The following is an 18,540-nucleotide window of genomic DNA, read 5'->3' on the forward strand; positions in this document are numbered from 1 at the left end:
AGCGCCGCAAAACTCGTGGGAGGGGCTTTAGCCGCGATGCTTTGCAGTGTGCCAGCGCGCCCTGTGGGATGCGGGTCGCGGCTAAAGCCCCTCCTACAAAGAGCTACCGCTTGGCGCAACGGTTAACGGGTACATAGCCTTATTAATCGCCCGCTCAACCTCGCCGCCACTGGCGCGTAGCTGCTCCAGACGCAAGCCTTGCTGCTCAATGCCCTGGGTTAATTGGCCGAGCACCTGCCCGACAATGCTGCCGGCTTGCTGAGTTTTTTCCTGCTCAACCTTGGCCACTTGCTCGGCGCGCAAAATAATCTGCCGCATGCTGTCGCCCATAATGGCGACCTTGGCAGTAATTCGGGTGCCAGTGTCGCCGGACATGGTCGACAGCTTGCGCACCTCATCGGCAACTACCGAAAAACCTCGCCCGGCATCGCCGGCCCGCGCCGCTTCGATGGCCGCATTGAGCGCCAGCAGATTGGTCTGCGAAGCAATCTTGGCCACGTCATCGGCCATCTTGAACAGCTCTTCGACAAAGCGCCCCAGCTCGTGGATCTCGCTCAAAAAAGCCGCCCGTTCGGCAAGGGTTTCATCCATCACACTGACGGCCTTAGGCAGTTCGACCTGGGCGTGGCGAATGATTTCAAATACTTCATCGGCACTGCCATCGGCGCTGCCCCCGACGGCTTCGGCAAGCTGCTGATTGATGGCGCCAAATTTGGCGGCCAAACCGTTGGCGGCGGTTTCAGTTTGTGAGCGGGCCAGTTCGACGTGTTGCATCCACAGCGGCAACACATTCTCCAGCAGTTCGCGCAGCGACTCGAGCAGGCCGACTGCAGGCTCGACCACTGCCACTGGCGCCTCCTGCGGCCCGCCATTGGCTAGCTTCCAAGTCAGAAACTGCAGCGTCCCTAATACGCCGATGGCCAACAGGGCCTTCCACCAAGCGTCCGCCAGTAACAGGCAGGCTGCCGCCAGCGCGAGCAAACTGAGCAATAGCCAAACGCCTGCACGGGCAGTGGATTGCGATGAATTTGAGTCCATGCTTGCTCCCTTCTGAACAAAAGCGGCATAGCAAAATGGGCGGCAAACCACACACAGCACTGGCTCAGCAGCAGTCACCGTGAATAAAGACTAGTTGATTTAAGGCAAAAAACATGCTGGCTTACAGATAAAAAATGTGCTTTAAAAGCCTCGTAGTAGCCGCAAGAAATATAACTACTTAGGCTGTCCGGGTGATCAGCGAGCGACTTGATGACTGTTCCAGCCTGAGCAAATTCCAGGCATAAAAAAACCGGGCAGCGCCCGGTATTTAGTCTGTGGTTGTTGCCTTACCACATCAGGTCATCGGGCACCTGATAGGCGGCGTAAGGGTCATCGGCATCCGGCGCCTGCGTTGGGGTATTGAGCAAAATGACCCGGCGCGGGTCACGCTCTTGGATCTTCAGCGCGGCTTCCCGGGGGATCACTTCATAGCCGCCGCCGTGCTGGACTATGGCCAGCGAGCCGTGGCTGAGTTTGTCGCGCATCAGTTTGTTCACCGACAGGCGCTTAACCTTCTTGTCGTCGACGAAGTTGTAGTAATCCTCGGTGGTCAGCTTGGGCAGGCGCGAGATTTCGATCAGCTGCTTGATTTGCGCGGCGCGGGCTTTTTGCTCGATCTTGTCTTGCTGCTGACGGTTTAGCAGCTGATCGCGCTCAACCTTCTCGGCCTTGGCTTGCAGGGCGGCTTGCTGCTGGGAGTCATCGACTGGAACTTGCCCTTTGTGCTCCAGGCGCTTTTGTTTCTGTTGATCTTTGCCGACCTGCTTGGCCTGCTTCTGGCTGACCAAGCCGGCTTTTAGCAGCTGGTCGCGAAGAGAAATACTCATAACCTGAACCTTACCGATAAATTTAAATGAGTGATTTGAAACGGCGGATTAGGCTGCGTTAACCCACCCAGCATCGATGAATGGCGGACTGTTCGCTGCGCTCCTGAGTCCGCCCTACGCGCAGCCGGTGCCATTTTTTTCCTGTTTCTTGGCTTCGCCCCAGAGGGCATCCAGCTCGTCGAGGCTGCAATTCTCAATCGGCCGTTGGGCTTCGCGCAAGAGCTGCTCGATAAAGCGAAAGCGCCGCTCAAATTTACGGTTGGCGGCGCGCAAGGCGCTTTCCGGATCGACCTTGAGGTGACGGGCCAGATTGGTCACGGCAAACAGCAGATCACCCAACTCATCCTCGATCGCTTGCGGGTCATTATCCGCCATGGCTTCCAGCACTTCATCGAGTTCTTCACGGACCTTATCGACCACCGGCAAGGCATCCGGCCAATCGAAGCCGACCTGGGCGGTGCGCTTTTGCAGCTTGATCGAGCGCGACAAGGCCGGCAGCGCACTGGGCACATCATCGAGTAGCGACAACTGCAGCGGGGCGTCCGCACGGGCGGCCCGCTCGCCGGCCTTGAGCTGCTCCCAGCGTTGTTTAACCGCAGCCTCATCGACTTGCTGGGCCGTAGCCTGCGCATACAAATCGCCATTGGCAAACACGTGGGGATGGCGGCTGACCAGCTTGCGGGTGATGCTGTCGATCACCGTGGCAAACTCGAAACGCCCGTCCTCGCGGGCCAACTGGCTGTAATACACCACCTGAAACAACAGATCGCCCAGCTCACCGGGCAAGTGAGCAAAGTCGCCCTGCTCGATGGCATCCGCCACCTCATAAGCCTCTTCCAGCGTATGGGGCACCAAGCTTGCGTAAGTCTGCTTGAGATCCCAGGGACAGCCCGTTAGCGGGTCACGCAAACGCTCCATCAGGTAGAGCAGGTCTTCGATTTTGTACATAAACAACTCCCCCGAACAAAAAACTGTGATTGAGCGTCACTAGGCTGCGTCCGCTCCTGCGGTCTGCTGCAACAACGTCATTATCGAAACTAATGACATACACCTGAGCGTCACGAGCGAAGAGCTGGCTAGGCGAAGGTCTGCCGAAAAAGCGGAGTTGGCTGGTGCCAATGAGCATTTTTCGGCAGACCTTCAACAACGCCAGATCGAGTGCAGTAGCTCAGGCCGTGCGACTGCGGCGGGCCTCGATAATATTGGGCAACTGGGAGATGCGCCCCAGCAACCGCCCCAGCGCCTCCAGCCCAGGAATCTCGATGGTCAGCGACATGGCCGCGGTGCTGTCTTCTTTATTGGAGCGGGTGTTGACCGCCAGCACGTTGATCTTCTCGTTGAGCAGCACTTGCGAGACGTCACGCAGCAGGCCGGAACGGTCGTAGGCGCGGATGATGATATCCACCGGATAGGTCTGCACCGGCACCGGACCCCAGCTGACCTGAATGATTCGCTCCGGCTCGCGACCGTTTAATTGCAGCACCATGGCGCAGTCTTGGCGGTGGATGCTGACGCCACGACCCTGGGTGATATAGCCAACAATCGGATCGCCCGGCAGCGGCTGGCAGCAACCGGCTATTTGCGTCATCAGGTTGCCGACGCCTTGAATCTGAATATCGCCACGCTTGCCCGGTTTGAAGCCGCTGGGCCGCCGTGGGATCAGCTCTAACTGCTGATGGTCACGCTCTGGTTCAACCAGTTGCTGAGCCAGATTGACCAGCTGGACCAGGCGCAAATCGCCGGCACCGAGGCCGGCAAACAGGTCTTCGGCAGATTTGAGAGTGGCTTTCTCGGCGAGGCGCTCGAAGTCCACCGCCGGCAGCCCTACCCGCGCCAGTTCGCGTTCAAACATGGCCTTGCCGGCCGCGACGTTTTGGTCACGGTCCTGCAGCTTGTACCAGTGGACAATTTTCGCCCGCGCCCGCGAGGTGGTGATATAACCCAGGTTAGTGTTGAGCCAGTCACGGCTGGGGGTGCCGTGCTTACTCGTGATGATTTCCACCTGCTCACCGGTCTGCAGGCTGTAGTTGAGCGGCACTATGCGGCCGTTGATCTTGGCGCCACGGCAGTTGTGGCCGATTTCGGTGTGCACCCGGTAGGCGAAATCCAGCGGCGTGGCGCCTTGGGGCAAATCAATCGCGTGGCCGTCGGGGGTGAATACATAGACCCGATCCGGCTCGATATCGACCCGTAATTGTTCGGCCAGGCTGCCGATGTCGCCCAGCTCTTCATGCCACTCAAGCACCTGACGCAACCAGGAGATTTTCTCCTCGTAATGGTTGGAGCTGGATTTGACGTCGGTGCCCTTGTAACGCCAGTGGGCGCACACCCCCAGCTCCGCCTCTTCGTGCATGTTGCTGGTGCGGATCTGCACCTCAAAGACCTTGCCGTCCGGACCGAGCACAGCAGTGTGCAAGGAGCGGTAACCGTTCTCCTTGGGATTGGCGATGTAGTCATCGAATTCTTTGGGCACGTGCCGCCACAGGCTGTGCACGATGCCCAGCGCGGTGTAGCAGTCACGCACCGCCGGCACCAGCACCCGTAGCGCCCGCACGTCGAAGATCTGACTGAACTCCAGGCCTTTGCGCTGCATTTTGCGCCAGATCGAATAGATGTGTTTGGCCCGGCCGCTGATGTCGGCTTCGATACCGGCCGCCGCCAACTCGCCCCGCAACTGCTGCATCACCTCGCTGATGTACTGCTCGCGATCCAGCCGGCGCTCATGCAGCAACTTGGCGATTTGCTTGTATTGCTCCGGCTCCAGGTAGCGAAAGGACAGGTCCTCCAGCTCCCACTTGATATGGCCAATCCCTAAGCGATGGGCCAGGGGCGCATAGATATCAAACACCTCGCGGGCGACCCGATGGCGCTTCTCCTCGGGGGCATGCTTGATCGCGCGAATCGCGCAGGTGCGCTCGGCCAGTTTGATCAGTGCCACGCGCACGTCATCGACCATCGCCACCAGCATCTTGCGCAGGTTCTCGACCTGCACCTGGGTGCCGAGCACCAGGGATTCGCGCGGGTTCAAACTGGCGCTGATAGCGGCCATGCGCAGCACGCCATCGATCAGCTTGCTGACCACCGGACCGAAGCGTTGCTGCACCGCGGCCAGGGAGATCTTGCCCTCGCGCACGCCACGGTAAATCACCGCCGCCACCAGGGAGTCTTGATCGAGTTTGAGGTCGGCCAGAATCACCGCAATGTCCAAACCGACCTGAAAACTCGAGGTGCCTTCGGCCCATAAATTTTTCGCCGCATTGGCTTGCTGCTCAGACTCGCGGGCAAATTCGCAGGCGCTTTGCAGGGCGGCGCGGTCGAGCGCCGGATCGAGGCTGAGGACGTGGTCCAACCAGCTCTCGAGGTTGATACTGCCGTCGGCATTGATCGGCTGTTGCGCTCTTACCTGAACCATCGCTGCTTACCCTTGCTAATCGGGGTGCATCATTAACGCCCCGATACCATCCGCGGCCAACTCGCTTGAGTCGGCCGGATTAAGCGAGCTTCCTAGCTCGCCTCGAACAACGCCATCGCCTCGACATGCGCCGTTTGCGGAAACATATCGAGAATCCCGGCACGCTTGAGCCGGTAACCCTGACGCACCAACTCCGCCGCATCGCGGGCCAAGGTCGCCGGGTTACAGGACACATACAACACCCGTTGGGCACCACTGGCGGCCATTTGTTGCACGGCGTGCCAAGCGCCATCGCGGGGCGGGTCGAGCAGCACTGCGGCAAAGCCCTCGGCACCCCAAGCACCCTTGGCCACCGGCTCGGCCAAGTCGGCCTGATAAAACTGCAGATTAGCCAAACCATTGCTGCTGGCGTTTAGCTTGGCCCGCTCGACCATTGCCGCCACACCTTCAACGGCCACCACCTCACGCACCCGCTGGGCCAATGGCAAGGCAAAGTTGCCCAGGCCACAGAACAAATCCAGCACCCTCTCATCAGCTTGCGGCGCCAACCAGTCCAGCGCCTGGGCGATCATCGCCTCATTTATCGGGGCATTAACCTGAACAAAATCGCCGGGCCTGTAGGCCAGCTGCAAGTTCCAAGTATCCAGCGCAAACCCCAAACTTTGCCCGGCCGGCATCGGCTGCGGATCACCCACGCCCTGCAACCACAGCTGGGCATTATGTTCTGCACAAAAAGCCTGCAGACGAGCCAGGTCTTCATCCACCAAAACCGCGGTATGGCGCACCAACACAGCACTGGCAGTGCCATTAAACAGCTCAACATGACCCACGGCCTGAGGCTTACTCAAGCTGCGCAGCACCTGCGGTAAGGCGCGCAGAATCGACTGCAAGGGCTGTACCAGCACCAGGCAATCGCCGATGGCGACGATGTCCTGGCTGGCCGCAGCGCGAAACCCGACCTGCAGCTGACGAACCTTAGGGTCCCAGCGCACGGCAATCCGCGCACGCCGGCGATAACCGAACTCGGGGCCGACCAAGGGCGCCGCCCATTCCTCCGGCACCAGACCGGCAACCCTGAGTAATTGCTCGGCCAAGGTTTGTTGCTTGAGCGCCAACTGCTCGCTATGGGGCAAGTGTTGCAATGTGCAGCCGCCACAGGTCTTGGCATGCGCACAGGGCTCGCTGCGGCGCAGCGGGCTGGCGCTAAGAATACGCTCGGCACGCGCCTCGACCACCTGACTACGAGCGCTGAGCACCCGGGCTTCCACCTGTTCATCGGGCAAGGCGCCGGCAACAAACCAGGTACGGCCCTCAACAAAGGCAATACCACGGCCATCGTTAGCCAATCGCTCAATCGTCAGCCGTTGTTTCTTGCCCGTCGGCAAGGACGCCGCACGCACGCCGCCACTGGGTTGGAAGCGCAGGTTCAGCTCTTTCTTAGCCATGCTTAGGGTTGCTCGTTCGGCGACTGATCATTCGGTTGAGCTTGCGGCTCAGCATGCTTTTCATCGCGCGGTTCATCGTAGATGCCGGTGGACAGGTAACGATCGCCACGGTCACAGATGATCGCCACCAGCACGGCGTTTTCAACTTCCGCCGACAGCCGCAGCATCGCCGCGACAGCACCGCCCGAGGACACCCCGCAGAAGATGCCCTCTTCGCGGGCCAGCCGGCGCATCACGCTTTCGGCTTCGAACTGGGCCATGTCGATGATCCGATCCACCCGTTCGGCTTGATAGATCTGCGGCAAATACTCGGTTGGCCAGCGCCGAATGCCAGCAATCGAGGCGCCGTCTTCGGGCTGCAAACCGACAATCTGCACCGCCGGGTTCTGCTCTTTAAGGTAGCGCGACACGCCCATGATGGTGCCGGTGGTACCCATCGAGCTAATAAAGTGGGTAATTCGCCCGTGGCTCTGTTGCCAGATTTCCGGCCCGGTGCCCAGGTAATGGGCTTCGGGATTATCGCGATTGGCAAACTGATCGAGCACCTTGCCACGCCCCTCGGCTTGCATTTGCAAAGCCAGGTCGCGGGCGGCCTCCATGCTCTCGACCAGAATCAACTGGGCGCCATAAGCGGTCATCGCCGCCTTGCGCTCGGCGGTCGAGCTGGCCGGCATGATCAGCACCATCGGGTAGCCTTTGATCGCCGCGACCATCGCCAGGGCAATCCCGGTATTACCCGAAGTGGCTTCAATCAGGGTGTCGCCGGGGGCAATCGCGCCGCTCAGTTCGGCCCGGGTAATCATCGACAAGGCCGGGCGATCTTTCACCGAGCCGGCCGGATTATTACCCTCGAGTTTGACCAGCAAGGTATTAGTGGTCACCCCCGGCAAACGCTGCAGGCGCACCAGCGGGGTCTGGCCGATGTAATCGGCGATGGTCGGAAATTCGTCAGTGGCAAGCAGCAAGGTCATGGCGCAACGCAATCCGCACGGCAGAAATAGATGCCTATGATAACGGCAAACCGTCACGTCCCCTATTACCGCCAAGCCCAGACTTTGTTTCAGTCGGTTAAGCCTGCGTGGCCGCACCTGTTATTGCGGCAAAAGCAAGGGTTACACTGCCGCCCAGATCAGCTTTAACAGCGAGGTTTTGTTGACATAAGCGCGGCAACGCGGCGCGCTTACGTCAACAAAACCTAAGACCAAGGAGTTCAGGTGTTCAAGGAAATAGGTATTAAAGGCCGGGTATTACTGCTCTCACTGCTGCCCAGCAGCTTGCTGGCATTGGGCTTGGGCGGTTATTACACCTGGACCCAGCTGTCGGATTTGCAGGCCCAGCTCCAGCAACGCGGGCAGATGATTGCCACCCAATTGGCCACCCTGGCCGCGCCCGCCCTGCAAAACAATGACGCCCAGTTGCTCGAACGGATTGCCGATGAAGGCCTGGAGCAACCTGACGCCCGCTCGGTGCGGGTGCTGGATGCGCAACGCAGCCTGCGCGCCCATGCTGGCCCAAATATGCTCAACCCGGCCCCCAGCAGCAGCAATAAACAACTGAGCGTGCTCAGCAACCATGCCGCCAGCCGTTTCTTGTTACCGGTGTTTAGCCCGCGCAGCAACGCCGCTGAATTGCCCGCCGATGAGGACAAGCAACTGCTCGGCTGGGTCGACCTCGAACTGTCTCACGACAGCACCTTGCTGCGCGGCTACCGCAGCCTGCTGACCAGCCTGCTGTTGATTCTGGCCGGGCTGATCGGCACCGCACTGATTGCCTCGCGCCTGAGCCGGGCGATCAATATTCCGCTGCATAAGATCAAGCAAAGCGTGGCGCGCCTCAAAGACGGTCACCTCGAAACCCGCCTGGAACCCCTCGGCAGCCATGAATTAGACCAGCTCGCCGCCGGCATCAACCGCATGGCCGAAGCACTGCAAAACGCCCAAGAAGAACTGCAACACAGTGTCGATCAGGCCACCGAGGACGTGCAGCAAAACCTGGAGACCATCGAAATCCAGAACATCGAACTGGATATGGCCCGTAAAGAAGCGCTGGAGAACAGCCGGCTCAAGTCGGAATTTCTCGCCAATATGAGCCACGAGATTCGCACCCCGCTGAACGGCATTATCGGCTTCACCAATCTGCTGCAAAAAAGTGATCTGAGCCCGCGTCAGCAAGACTATCTGGACACCATCAATCAGTCGGCCGACACGCTGCTGGGGATCATCAACGAGATCCTCGATTTTTCCAAAATCGAGGCCGGCAAGCTGGTGCTGGAAAACATTCCGTTTAATCTGCGCGATTTACTCCAGGACACCCTCACCCTGCTCGCCCCGGCCGCCCACGCCAAACAACTGGAGCTGCTCAGCCTGGTCTATCGCGACACGCCCATGACCCTGATCGGCGACCCGCAGCGGCTCAAGCAGATCCTCACTAACCTGGCCAGCAACGCGATTAAATTCACCCGCGAGGGCACCATCATCGCCCGCGCCATGCTCGAGGACGAGAGCGACGAGCACGTGCAGCTGCGCATCAGCGTGCAAGACAGCGGCATCGGACTGTCCGATGAAGACCTGCGCGCCCTGTTTCAAGCCTTTAGCCAGGCCGACAATTCACTCACCCGCGAATCCGGCGGCACCGGTCTGGGCCTGGTCATCTCCAAACGTCTGATCGAGCAAATGGGTGGCGAAATTGGCGTCGCCAGCACCCCCGGCGAAGGCTCGGAGTTTTGGGTCAGCCTCAGTCTGCCCAAGGCCCGCGACGACAGCGAAGACTTGCCACGCGCGCCACTGCTCGGCCAACAAGTGGCTATTTTGGAAAGCCACGAACTGGCCCGCCAGGCGCTGCAACACCAATTGGAAGACTGCGGCCTGATAGTACAGCCCTTCAGCACCCTCGACAGCCTGCTGACGGCGGTCAAACAACAGCAGTACGGCGCGACGCCGATTCATCTGGCGGTGCTCGGCGTCACCGCCCAAGAACTGCCACCCCAGCGTTTACTGGCGCGACTCTGGGAACTCGACCGGCTGGATTGCAAGGTGCTGCTGCTGTCGCCCACCACCGAGCAAACGCTGTATCACCAAGGCTTACCCGATGCGCACTTTTGCATCCAGGCCAAGCCCGCCTGCACGCGCAAATTGCAACGCACCCTGAGCGAGCTGATCGGCCCACTGCAGACCGATAACCTGCAACCGCAAGCCACCCGCGCGCCCTATCTACTGTGCGTGGATGACAACCCGGCCAACCTGTTGCTGGTCAAAACCCTGCTCGAAGACCAGGGCGCCCAAGTGGATGCGGTCGACAGTGGCTACGCCGCGCTGGATGCGGTGAAGCTGCACGACTACGACCTGGTGTTTATGGACGTACAGATGCCCGGCATGGATGGCCGGCAAACGACTGTGGCCATTCGTCAATGGGAGACAGAACTGGGCCGCAATCATTTGCCGATCATCGCGCTCACAGCCCATGCCCTGGCCAACGAAAAACACGTCTTGCTGCAAAGCGGCCTGGACGACTACCTAACCAAGCCGATCAACGAGCGACAACTGGCCCAGGTGGTACTCAAGTGGACCGGTTTAGCGCTGCGCCACTACGCCCCACCACGCCCGCGCGACAACGCCGAGCGAGCCATCAACCTCAGCGTGCTCGATCACGCCGAAGGCCTGCAACTGGCCGCTGGCAAAGCCGACCTGGCCGCCGACATGCTCAGCATGCTGCTCGGTTCGCTGGCAAATGACCGCCTGACGCTGCAAGAGGCGCGCGCCAACAATGCCCGCGAGGCATTGCTGGAACGGGTACATCGCCTGCACGGCGCCACCCGTTACTGCGGGGTGCCGCAATTGCGCGCCAGTTGTCAGCACTGCGAGAGCCTACTCAAGCAAAACTCACCCGCAGCAAACGCGGCGCTCGATGAGCTGGATGCCGCCATCGAGCGTCTGCTCAACGCAACCCAAGCCAGCGCTTAAAGCTTGCCAGCCGCCATACGGGAGCCACTTGATGCGGATTATCTTGTTCAGCAGCCAACCCTACGACCGCGACAGTTTTAGTGCCGCGTCCTTGCCGGCAGGCGCCGCACTGGAGTTCCAGCACAGCCACTTAAGCCTTGCTACCGCAGCCTTAGCGCAAGGCTGCGCTGTGGTGTGCGCCTTTTTTTATTGATATTTTTTCATTTAAAACGACGAACGGCCTTGGCTTTGGGAAACACTCCCCTAGGATTTCCGACAGCTGCATTCAGCGGCAACCAATCAGGAGATTCACGTGCAACGATTTCAACGCACCACACTGGCTCTATTGGTAATGGCAACCGGCCTGGCGCACGCCCAGGCGTCGGAACAACCGAGCTTCTCCGCCCAGGCGCTGGCCTCCGCCCCGGAGCAGGAGCCGTTGCGTTACATCATCAAGTACAAGGAACTGGCACCGTCGGCGCAGAGCACAACCGATCAGGTGGCGCCGCTTAGCGCCGGCAAGTTCGCCAGCCAGACCGCGCAACGCCTGCTCGGCCAGGTTCAGGCGCGCGCCATCATGCACCTGGAGCAACAGGCCGCCAGCGTGGCGCGCCTGACTCCGGCGCAGCTCAAGCAGCTCAAGGCCAACCCGGCGGTGGAATACGTCGAGCTGGACCCGCGCCGCTACCTGATGGCCGAACAAGTGCCTTACGGCATTCCCATGGTGCAGGCCAATCAACTGGCCGATAACAACATCTCGAACATGAAGGTGTGCATCGTCGACACCGGTTACGACCTCGGCCATCAGGACCTGCCGTCTTCGGGCATCACCGGCAACGACGGCTACGGCAGCGTCGACAGCGGCAACTGGTACGAAGACGGCGACGGCCACGGCACCCACGTCGCCGGCACCATAGCCGCGCTGGGCGGCAATGACCTCGGCGTGGTCGGTGTCAGCCCGTCGGGCAATATCGGCCTGCATATCGTCAAGGTGTTCAACAACAGCGGCAGCTGGGCCTACGGCTCGGATCTGGTGATGGCCATCCAGCAATGCCGCGACGCCGGCTCCACGGTGATCAGCATGAGCCTGGGCGGCGGCGGTTCGTCCACCACCGAGCGCAACGCCATGGACGCGGCCCACCAGAACGGTGTGCTGGTGGTGGCGGCGGCCGGTAACAGTGGCAGCAGCGCACTGTCCTACCCCGCTTCGTACGACTCCGTGGTGTCGGTGGCGGCGGTCGATAGCAGCGGTAACCGCGCCTCGTTCTCCCAGTACAACAGCCAGGTCGAAGTGGCGGCGCCAGGCGTCGGGGTGCGCTCGACCATCCCCGGCAACAGCTACGCGGACTTCAACGGCACCTCCATGGCCACCCCACATGTTTCCGCGGTCTACGCCCTGGTCTGGAGCCAGCATCGTCAATGCACCGCGCAGCAGATCCGCAAGGTAGTCAATAGCACGGCCGAGGATCGTGGCAGCGCCGGGCGCGACAACTACTACGGCTTTGGCATCGTCAAGGCCAAGCGCGCCAGCGACCTGATCGCCGAGAAGGGCTGCGATGCCACTGGCGGTGGCGGCGATGCCGAGGAAAAAACCTATGAAAACCTCTCCGCTGCCCGCGGCGGCTGGCTGTATTACAGCGTCGACGTACCCAGCGGTAGCAAGCGCCTGACGGTGAAAACCAGCGGCGGCACCGGTGATGCAGACCTCTACACCCGCCTTGGTAGCCGGCCGACCACCAGCCAGTGGAACTGCCGCCCTTACCTCGACGGCAATACGGAAACCTGCACCGTGGAAAATCCCGCCGCCGGCACTTGGCATATCGGCGTGCGTGCTTACTCTGCGCTCTCCGGCTTGACGCTGTTCTGGCGTTACGAATAGCCAACCCGACCCCGAGGCAGGCAAACTGCCTCGGGACTTATTCCAGGCGTTGCGGCAACGGCCGCAGCGCTTATTCGGCGATACCCGAGCCCTGGCTATCGCTCATCTTTCGAGTTTCCAGCATGCGAATCGGCGCCGCCCAATCCCTGTCCGTGCCCTGCGCACCTTGCCGCCAATGTCGCGATCCACTGCCGCTTTATCGCTGCGGCCAGCGCTGCCAACGTCGATATCCTGGTGTTTCCCGAACTGTCGCTCAGCGGCTACGAACTGCCAGCCCTGGGTCAATACACAGTCCAACCGCAGGATGAGCTGCTGGAGCCCATTCGCCAGCTGGTTCAGGCACACGCCATCACCGTGGTGCTAGCCAGCGCTGCGCCGCTGCCCTATATAGGCGCCATCGCCTTATTAATGACGATCTATCTGCGCCGGTACTGCAACGCCTGGCCGCCGGCGGCACGCAACTGATCGCCTTGCGCTCGGCCAGCTACAACCATGTCGACCTAAAGGCGGCGCAGCAGCTTGGCATCGCCGTGGTCAGGGTGCCGGCGTACTCACCTTTTGCCATCGCCGAACACGCGACCGCGCTGATATTGGCCCTTAACCGGCGCATACACCGCGCCTTTAACCGCACTCGCGAGGGTGATTTTTCCCTGCATGGGTTGATTGGCTTCGATTTGCACGGCAAAACCGTCGGCATTATTGGTACCGGTCAAATCGGTTCAGCCTTCGCCAATATCATGGCCGGCTTTGGCTGCCAGCTACTGGCCCACGACCCGCAACCCGACGCCCAGCTGCAAGCCCGGGGCGTGCGTTATTTGCCGCTGCACCAGGTATTAGCGCAAGCGCAGATCATCAGCCTGCATTGCCCGCTAACCACCAGCACTCGCCATCTGATCAACCAGTAGTCGCTGGCCTGCATGCGGCCCGGCGCCATGCTGATCAACACCGGCCGCGGCGCTCTGGTCGACACCCCGGCGCTTATCGAGGCGCTAAAAAACGGCCAACTCGGCTACCTCGTCCTGGATGTTTATGAGGAAGAAGCTGCGCTGTTCTTTGAGGACCAGTCGGACTTACCCCTGCAAGATGACGTGCTGGCACGTCTGCTGACCTTCCCCAACGTCATAGTCACCGCCCACCAAGCCTACTTGACCCGCGAAGCACTGGCCGGGATAGCCAACACCACCCTGGAAAACATCGCCTGCTGGGCTGCCGGCCAAGTGCAAAACCAAGTCCAAGCCTAAGCAACGACACACAAACTGCAGGCGAAAAAAAGCCGGGAATGACCCGGCTTCTTTGCATTGCTAAAGACCCATCAGGCCTTGGGCAAGGTAACGCCTAACTGACCTTGGTATTTGCCACCGCGATCCTTATACGACACTTCACAGACCTCATCGGACTCAAAGAACAGCATCTGCGCCACCCCTTCATTGGCGTAGATCTTGGCCGGCAAGGTGGTGGTATTGGAAAACTCCAGGGTCACATGACCTTCCCACTCAGGCTCAAGGGGAGTGACGTTGACGATAATGCCGCAACGCGCATAAGTACTTTTACCCAAGCAGATGGTCAGCACGTTGCGCGGAATACGGAAGAACTCGACAGTGCGCGCCAAGGCAAATGAGTTGGGCGGGATAATGCACACATCACTTTTAACGTCGACAAAGCTCTTCTCATCGAAGTTTTTCGGGTCCACCGTGGCCGAATTAATATTGGTGAACACCTTAAATTCATCGGCGCAGCGCACGTCGTAACCGTAGCTGGAAACCCCATAAGAGATCAGCGGCTGCGCACCCTCGGCACGCACTTGGCGCTCAACGAAGGGCTCAATCATGCCGTGCTCCTGGGCCATGCGACGAATCCATTTATCCGATTTGATACTCATGGCGGCGTTCCTATAAGGAGGTGATGAAATCGATGGCCTATCTTACCGGGGCATCGACAGGGATCAAAGCCCACAGAAATTGCCGCGCAGCTCTGTGGAACACACCGTCAATCAGCGATTCTGCACAAGTCGCACAAATTATTAGCACTAGCGGCTAAAAGCGGGTATCGTTTGTTCACTGTGTTGCATGTGTCACCGCGAATCGCTACCTGATGTTGAATTTCGATCCAATCATCGCACGACTCCTTTTACTCGTTGCACTCAGTCTTGGCCTGCGCTTGTCTAGGGCTGTAATTTAATTTGTTTTAGGAGATACACCATGTCGAATCGTCAAACTGGTACCGTTAAGTGGTTCAACGATGAAAAAGGCTTCGGCTTCATCACTCCACAATCGGGCGATGACCTGTTCGTTCACTTCAAAGCCATCCAAAGCGACGGCTTCAAAAGCTTGAAAGAAGGCCAACAGGTTTCTTTCGTAGCAACTCGCGGCCAGAAAGGCATGCAAGCTGAAGAAGTTCAAGTTATCTAACTTGTACTGATTCAAAAAGAACCCCGCTCTCGAGCGGGGTTTTTTTATGCCTTTCGTTTAGTGCTTTGCCTCGCTGTTTGCCTGGCGACTCAGCCGCTAGCAGCCTGTCGGGCTTGACCGTTCGTAGCGAGGGAAAGACCGGTTTGAGGCAGTTTTTGCGCTCTTTTGAGGCGAATAGTCATTCTATTCAACGAGAAAGAACGCAGAAAATGACCAAATCCGGCTTTTCCGCAGTAGGACAGCGTTAAGTCCGACAGGCTGCCAGGCAAACAGCAGCAGTCTCAGTCGTCGCTGATAACGATATTTGGCAGCGCCTGCGCAGCCGCAGCTTGCAGAACGATCCGCGCCCCGACCAAACGGGCCAACTCTTGATAGACCATGGAAATCTGGCACTCAGGCTCCGCCACCACCGTAGGCGTGCCGCTATCGGCCTGCTCGCGGATCAGCATCGATAAGGGCATCGAAGCCAATAGCTCAACCCCATATTGCTCGGCCAAACGTGCGCCACCACCTTCACCGAACAGATGCTCGGCATGCCCGCAATTGGAGCAAATGTGCACGGCCATGTTTTCCACCACGCCCAGCACCGGGATATTGACCTTACGGAACATCTCGACGCCCTTCTTGGCATCCAGCAGCGCCAAGTCTTGCGGCGTGGTGACAATCACGGCACCGACCACTGGTACTTTTTGCGCCAAAGTCAGCTGGATATCGCCGGTGCCTGGCGGCATATCGACGACCAGATAGTCCAGATCACTCCAGGCCGTTTGCGTGACCAACTGCAGCAAGGCGCCGGAAACCATCGGCCCACGCCAGACCATCGGGGTATTGTCGTCGGTCAAAAAGGCCATCGACATCACTTCGACGCCATGGGCCTGAATCGGCACAAACCATTTTTGTTCTTTTATCTGCGGACGAGTGCCAGCCGGGATACCAAACATAATCCCCAGGCTCGGCCCATAGATATCCGCATCCAAAATACCGACTTTGGCGCCTTCGCGAGCCAGCGCCAGCGCCAGGTTAGCGGCGGTGGTGGACTTGCCCACACCACCCTTACCGGACGCCACGGCGATCACGTTTTTCACGTTACTCAGCGCCGGCACTTGACCCTGACCTTGGTGCGCCTCGATCACACAGTCGACCTGCACCGAGGCCGACTCAACGCCATCGAGATTCTCCAGCGCCATCTGCAGCAGTTGCGCCCAACCGTTCTTAAACAAGGCGGCGGCGTAACCCAATTGCAGGCGCACGCGAACCTTGCCACCCAGAATATCAATCTCACGCACACAGCCGGCGCTGACCGGATCCTGATTCAAATGCGGATCGGTGTACTGACGCAGTGCTGCTTCCACCGCTTCGCGGGTCACAAGGCCCATGCTTAACTCCCGAAAAAGACTGACTTAAAGATGCCGCTATCCTACCCGAGTGCCTGCACGGATGAAAAAAAACCGCCGGCGCTATATAGTTGTCGACCTTCTTCGTTGCCAATAAATAGCCGAGCACCATGTCCGAGCCCCGCCAGATTCTCGTAACCAGCGCCCTGCCCTATGCCAATGGCTCCATTCATTTGGGCCACATGCTCGAATATGTTCAGACCGATATCTGGGTGCGCTTCCAGAAGCTGCGCGGCAACCAGTGCACCTATGTCTGCGCCGACGACGCCCACGGCTCGGCCATCATGTTGCGCGCCGAGAAAGAAGGCATCACCCCGGAACAACTGATCGCCAACGTACAGGCTGAACACAGCGCCGACTTTGCCGATTTCCTGGTGGATTTCGACAATTTCCACTCCACCCACGCGCAAGAAAACCGCGAGTTATCGGCGGCCATTTACCTGAAATTGCGCGATGCCGGGCATATCGCCACTCGCTCGATCACCCAGTATTTTGACCCCGAAAAAGGCATGTTTCTCGCCGACCGCTTTATCAAAGGCACCTGCCCAAAATGTGCGGCCGAGGATCAGTACGGCGACAACTGCGAAAAATGCGGCGCCACTTATGAGCCGACAGACCTGAAAAACCCGCGCTCGGCGATTTCTGGCGCGGTGCCGGTACTGAAAGACTCGCAGCACTTCTTCTTCAAACTGCCGGATTTTGAAGCCATGTTGAAAACCTGGACCCGCAGCGGCACGCTGCAGGAGCCGGTAGCCAACAAGATCGCCGAATGGCTCGACAGCGGCCTGCAGGAATGGGACATCAGCCGCGATGCGCCCTACTTTGGCTTCGAGATTCCCGATGCACCGGGCAAATATTTCTACGTCTGGCTGGATGCACCGATCGGCTACATGGCCAGCTTCAAGAACCTCTGCGCGCGCCGCCCAGAGCTGGACTTCGACGCCTACTGGAACAAAGATTCGACCGCTGAGCTGTATCACTTTATCGGTAAAGACATAGTCAATTTCCACGCATTATTCTGGCCAGCCATGCTGGAAGGCGCAGGCCTGCGCAAGCCGACTGCGGTGTGCGTGCACGGCTACCTGACGGTCAACGGGCAGAAGATGTCCAAGTCGCGCGGTACCTTTATCAAGGCTCGCACCTATCTGGATCAGCTCAACCCGGAATACCTGCGTTACTACTACGCCAGCAAACTCGGCCGTAGTGTCGACGACCTGGACCTGAATCTCGACGACTTCGTGCAGAAAGTGAATGCCGACCTGGTCGGTAAAGTGGTGAATATCGCCAGCCGCTGCGCCGGTTTTATTCACAAGGGCAACGACGGCGTACTGGTCGATGCCAACCCTGAACCAGAACTATGGGCGACCTTCCAAGCCGCCGCACCAAGCATCGGCGACGCCTATGAAGCCCGTGATTTCGCCCGCGCCATGCGCGAAATCATGGCCCTGGCCGACCGCGCCAACGCCTGGATTGCCGACAAGGCCCCTTGGTCGCTGAATAAGGTCGAAGGCAAGCAAGCCGAAGTGCAGGACATCTGCGCCCTGGGCATCAACCTGTTCCGTCAATTGGTGATTATGCTCAAGCCGGTCTTGCCGAAACTGGCGGCCGATGCCGAAGCCTTCCTGAATGTCGCGCCGCTATGCTGGAGCGACCTCAGCACTGCACTGGCCAACCACCAGCTGAACCCCTTCACCCCACTGCTGACCCGCATTGAACCGGCGAAGATCGAAGCCATGCTCGAAGCCTCCAAAGAAGACCTGATCGCCGAAGGCGCCGTCACTGCTGGCGCTGCAACCGGCAATGGCGAATTAGTAAAAGAGCCGGTGGCCGCCGAGATCAACTTCGACGCCTTCGCCGCTGTCGACCTGCGCATTGCTCTGATTGAAAAATGCGAATTCGTCGAAGGCGCCGACAAGCTGCTGCGTTTGACTCTGGATATCGGCGACGCCAAACGCAACGTGTTTAGCGGGATCAAAAGTGCCTACCCCAACCCCGCCGAGCTGGAAGGTCGCTTGACCCTGTATGTGGCCAACCTGGCACCGCGCAAAATGAAGTTCGGCATCAGCGAAGGCATGGTGCTGGCCGCCGGCGCCGGCGGCAGCGAGATCTATCTGCTCAGCCCGGACAACGGCGCCAAGCCGGGGCAGCGGGTTAAGTAAGGACTCCAGATTATCCGACTGACTGTTCGCTGCGCTCCTA

At 59.5% G+C, this 18,540-nt stretch carries 12 protein-coding genes and 3 pseudogenes; 7 read left to right on the forward strand and 8 right to left on the reverse strand.

The genetic code is table 11. The features are described 5' to 3' along the window. Positions 1–93: 93 nt before the first annotated feature. The 6 genes and pseudogenes from Q8R10_RS20805 to cysM form a co-directional block, all read right to left on the reverse strand. Positions 94–495 (reverse strand): annotated as a pseudogene (locus tag Q8R10_RS20805) (methyl-accepting chemotaxis protein); the annotation flags it as partial. An 830-nt stretch (positions 496–1,325) separates the two neighbouring features. After that, positions 1,326–1,865, reverse strand: coding sequence for a DUF2058 domain-containing protein (locus Q8R10_RS03825; RefSeq protein ID WP_305651181.1), 540 nt, complete (start codon positions 1,863–1,865; stop codon positions 1,326–1,328). Positions 1,866–1,979: 114 nt separating this feature from the next. Then, positions 1,980–2,813 carry a nucleoside triphosphate pyrophosphohydrolase gene (gene mazG, locus Q8R10_RS03830; RefSeq protein WP_305651183.1) on the reverse strand — a complete coding sequence of 278 codons (834 nt, stop codon included), beginning with the start codon at positions 2,811–2,813 and terminating at the stop codon, positions 1,980–1,982. Between the two features lie 220 nt (positions 2,814–3,033). Further along, positions 3,034–5,277, reverse strand: coding sequence for a GTP diphosphokinase (relA, locus tag Q8R10_RS03835; RefSeq protein ID WP_305651185.1), 2,244 nt, complete (start codon positions 5,275–5,277; stop codon positions 3,034–3,036). Positions 5,278–5,369: 92 nt separating this feature from the next. Continuing rightward, positions 5,370–6,722, reverse strand: a complete 1,353-nt coding sequence (gene rlmD, locus Q8R10_RS03840) for a 23S rRNA (uracil(1939)-C(5))-methyltransferase RlmD (protein ID WP_305651187.1) — start codon at positions 6,720–6,722, stop codon at positions 5,370–5,372. A gap of 2 nt (positions 6,723–6,724) precedes the next feature. Further along, positions 6,725–7,693, reverse strand: coding sequence for a cysteine synthase CysM (gene cysM / locus Q8R10_RS03845; RefSeq protein ID WP_305651189.1), 969 nt, complete (start codon positions 7,691–7,693; stop codon positions 6,725–6,727). Between the two features lie 243 nt (positions 7,694–7,936). On the opposite strand from cysM, the gene Q8R10_RS03850 reads away from it, so the two are divergent. The 5 genes and pseudogenes from Q8R10_RS03850 to Q8R10_RS03870 all read left to right on the forward strand — a co-directional run. Beyond that, positions 7,937–10,681 carry a response regulator gene (locus Q8R10_RS03850; RefSeq protein WP_305651191.1) on the forward strand — a complete coding sequence of 915 codons (2,745 nt, stop codon included), beginning with the start codon at positions 7,937–7,939 and terminating at the stop codon, positions 10,679–10,681. A gap of 31 nt (positions 10,682–10,712) precedes the next feature. Then, a pseudogene (locus Q8R10_RS03855) lies at positions 10,713–10,865 on the forward strand (2-hydroxyacid dehydrogenase); the annotation flags it as partial. A 108-nt stretch (positions 10,866–10,973) separates the two neighbouring features. Then, positions 10,974–12,539 (forward strand): S8 family serine peptidase, encoded by a 1,566-nt coding sequence (locus tag Q8R10_RS03860; RefSeq protein ID WP_305651193.1) that lies wholly within the window; start codon positions 10,974–10,976, stop codon positions 12,537–12,539. A gap of 198 nt (positions 12,540–12,737) precedes the next feature. Beyond that, positions 12,738–13,004, forward strand: a complete 267-nt coding sequence (locus Q8R10_RS03865; protein ID WP_371133287.1) for a hypothetical protein — start codon at positions 12,738–12,740, stop codon at positions 13,002–13,004. Continuing rightward, positions 12,944–13,780: pseudogene (locus tag Q8R10_RS03870) on the forward strand (2-hydroxyacid dehydrogenase); the annotation flags it as partial. The gene Q8R10_RS03865 and the pseudogene Q8R10_RS03870, both read left to right, overlap by 61 nt. Before the next feature lie 71 nt (positions 13,781–13,851). On the opposite strand, the gene dcd reads toward Q8R10_RS03870, so the two are convergent. Next, positions 13,852–14,418: a dCTP deaminase gene (gene dcd / locus Q8R10_RS03875; RefSeq protein ID WP_305651195.1), complete on the reverse strand. Its 567-nt coding sequence runs from the start codon at positions 14,416–14,418 to the stop codon at positions 13,852–13,854. Positions 14,419–14,737: 319 nt separating this feature from the next. Here dcd and Q8R10_RS03880 point away from each other — a divergent pair, with 319 nt between their 5' ends. Further along, positions 14,738–14,947, forward strand: coding sequence for a cold-shock protein (locus Q8R10_RS03880; protein WP_014336857.1), 210 nt, complete (start codon positions 14,738–14,740; stop codon positions 14,945–14,947). A 281-nt stretch (positions 14,948–15,228) separates the two neighbouring features. Here the strand turns inward: Q8R10_RS03880 and apbC are convergent, their stop codons facing one another. Then, positions 15,229–16,323, reverse strand: coding sequence for an iron-sulfur cluster carrier protein ApbC (gene apbC, locus Q8R10_RS03885; protein ID WP_305651198.1), 1,095 nt, complete (start codon positions 16,321–16,323; stop codon positions 15,229–15,231). Positions 16,324–16,451: 128 nt separating this feature from the next. Between apbC and metG the strand changes: the two genes are divergently transcribed. After that, positions 16,452–18,500, forward strand: coding sequence for a methionine--tRNA ligase (gene metG, locus Q8R10_RS03890; protein WP_305651200.1), 2,049 nt, complete (start codon positions 16,452–16,454; stop codon positions 18,498–18,500). The last annotated feature ends 40 nt before the right edge of the window (positions 18,501–18,540 follow it).

This window comes from Pseudomonas sp. (genome assembly GCF_030698175.1).
Taxonomy (GTDB): domain Bacteria; phylum Pseudomonadota; class Gammaproteobacteria; order Pseudomonadales; family Pseudomonadaceae; genus Aquipseudomonas.

Excerpts from the sequence above, each read along its gene's own strand:
- Q8R10_RS03825 (WP_305651181.1), bottom strand. The coding sequence starts at position 1,865 with ATGAGTATTTCTCTTCGCGACCAGCTGCTAAAAGCCGGCTTGGTCAGC.
- mazG (WP_305651183.1), bottom strand. The coding sequence starts at position 2,813 with ATGTACAAAATCGAAGACCTGCTCTACCTGATGGAGCGTTTGCGTGAC.
- relA (WP_305651185.1), bottom strand. The coding sequence starts at position 5,277 with ATGGTTCAGGTAAGAGCGCAACAGCCGATCAATGCCGACGGCAGTATC.
- rlmD (WP_305651187.1), bottom strand. The coding sequence starts at position 6,722 with ATGGCTAAGAAAGAGCTGAACCTGCGCTTCCAACCCAGTGGCGGCGTG.
- cysM (WP_305651189.1), bottom strand. The coding sequence starts at position 7,693 with ATGACCTTGCTGCTTGCCACTGACGAATTTCCGACCATCGCCGATTAC.
- dcd (WP_305651195.1), bottom strand. The coding sequence starts at position 14,418 with ATGAGTATCAAATCGGATAAATGGATTCGTCGCATGGCCCAGGAGCAC.
- Q8R10_RS03880 (WP_014336857.1), top strand. The coding sequence starts at position 14,738 with ATGTCGAATCGTCAAACTGGTACCGTTAAGTGGTTCAACGATGAAAAA.
- apbC (WP_305651198.1), bottom strand. The coding sequence starts at position 16,323 with ATGGGCCTTGTGACCCGCGAAGCGGTGGAAGCAGCACTGCGTCAGTAC.
- metG (WP_305651200.1), top strand. The coding sequence starts at position 16,452 with ATGTCCGAGCCCCGCCAGATTCTCGTAACCAGCGCCCTGCCCTATGCC.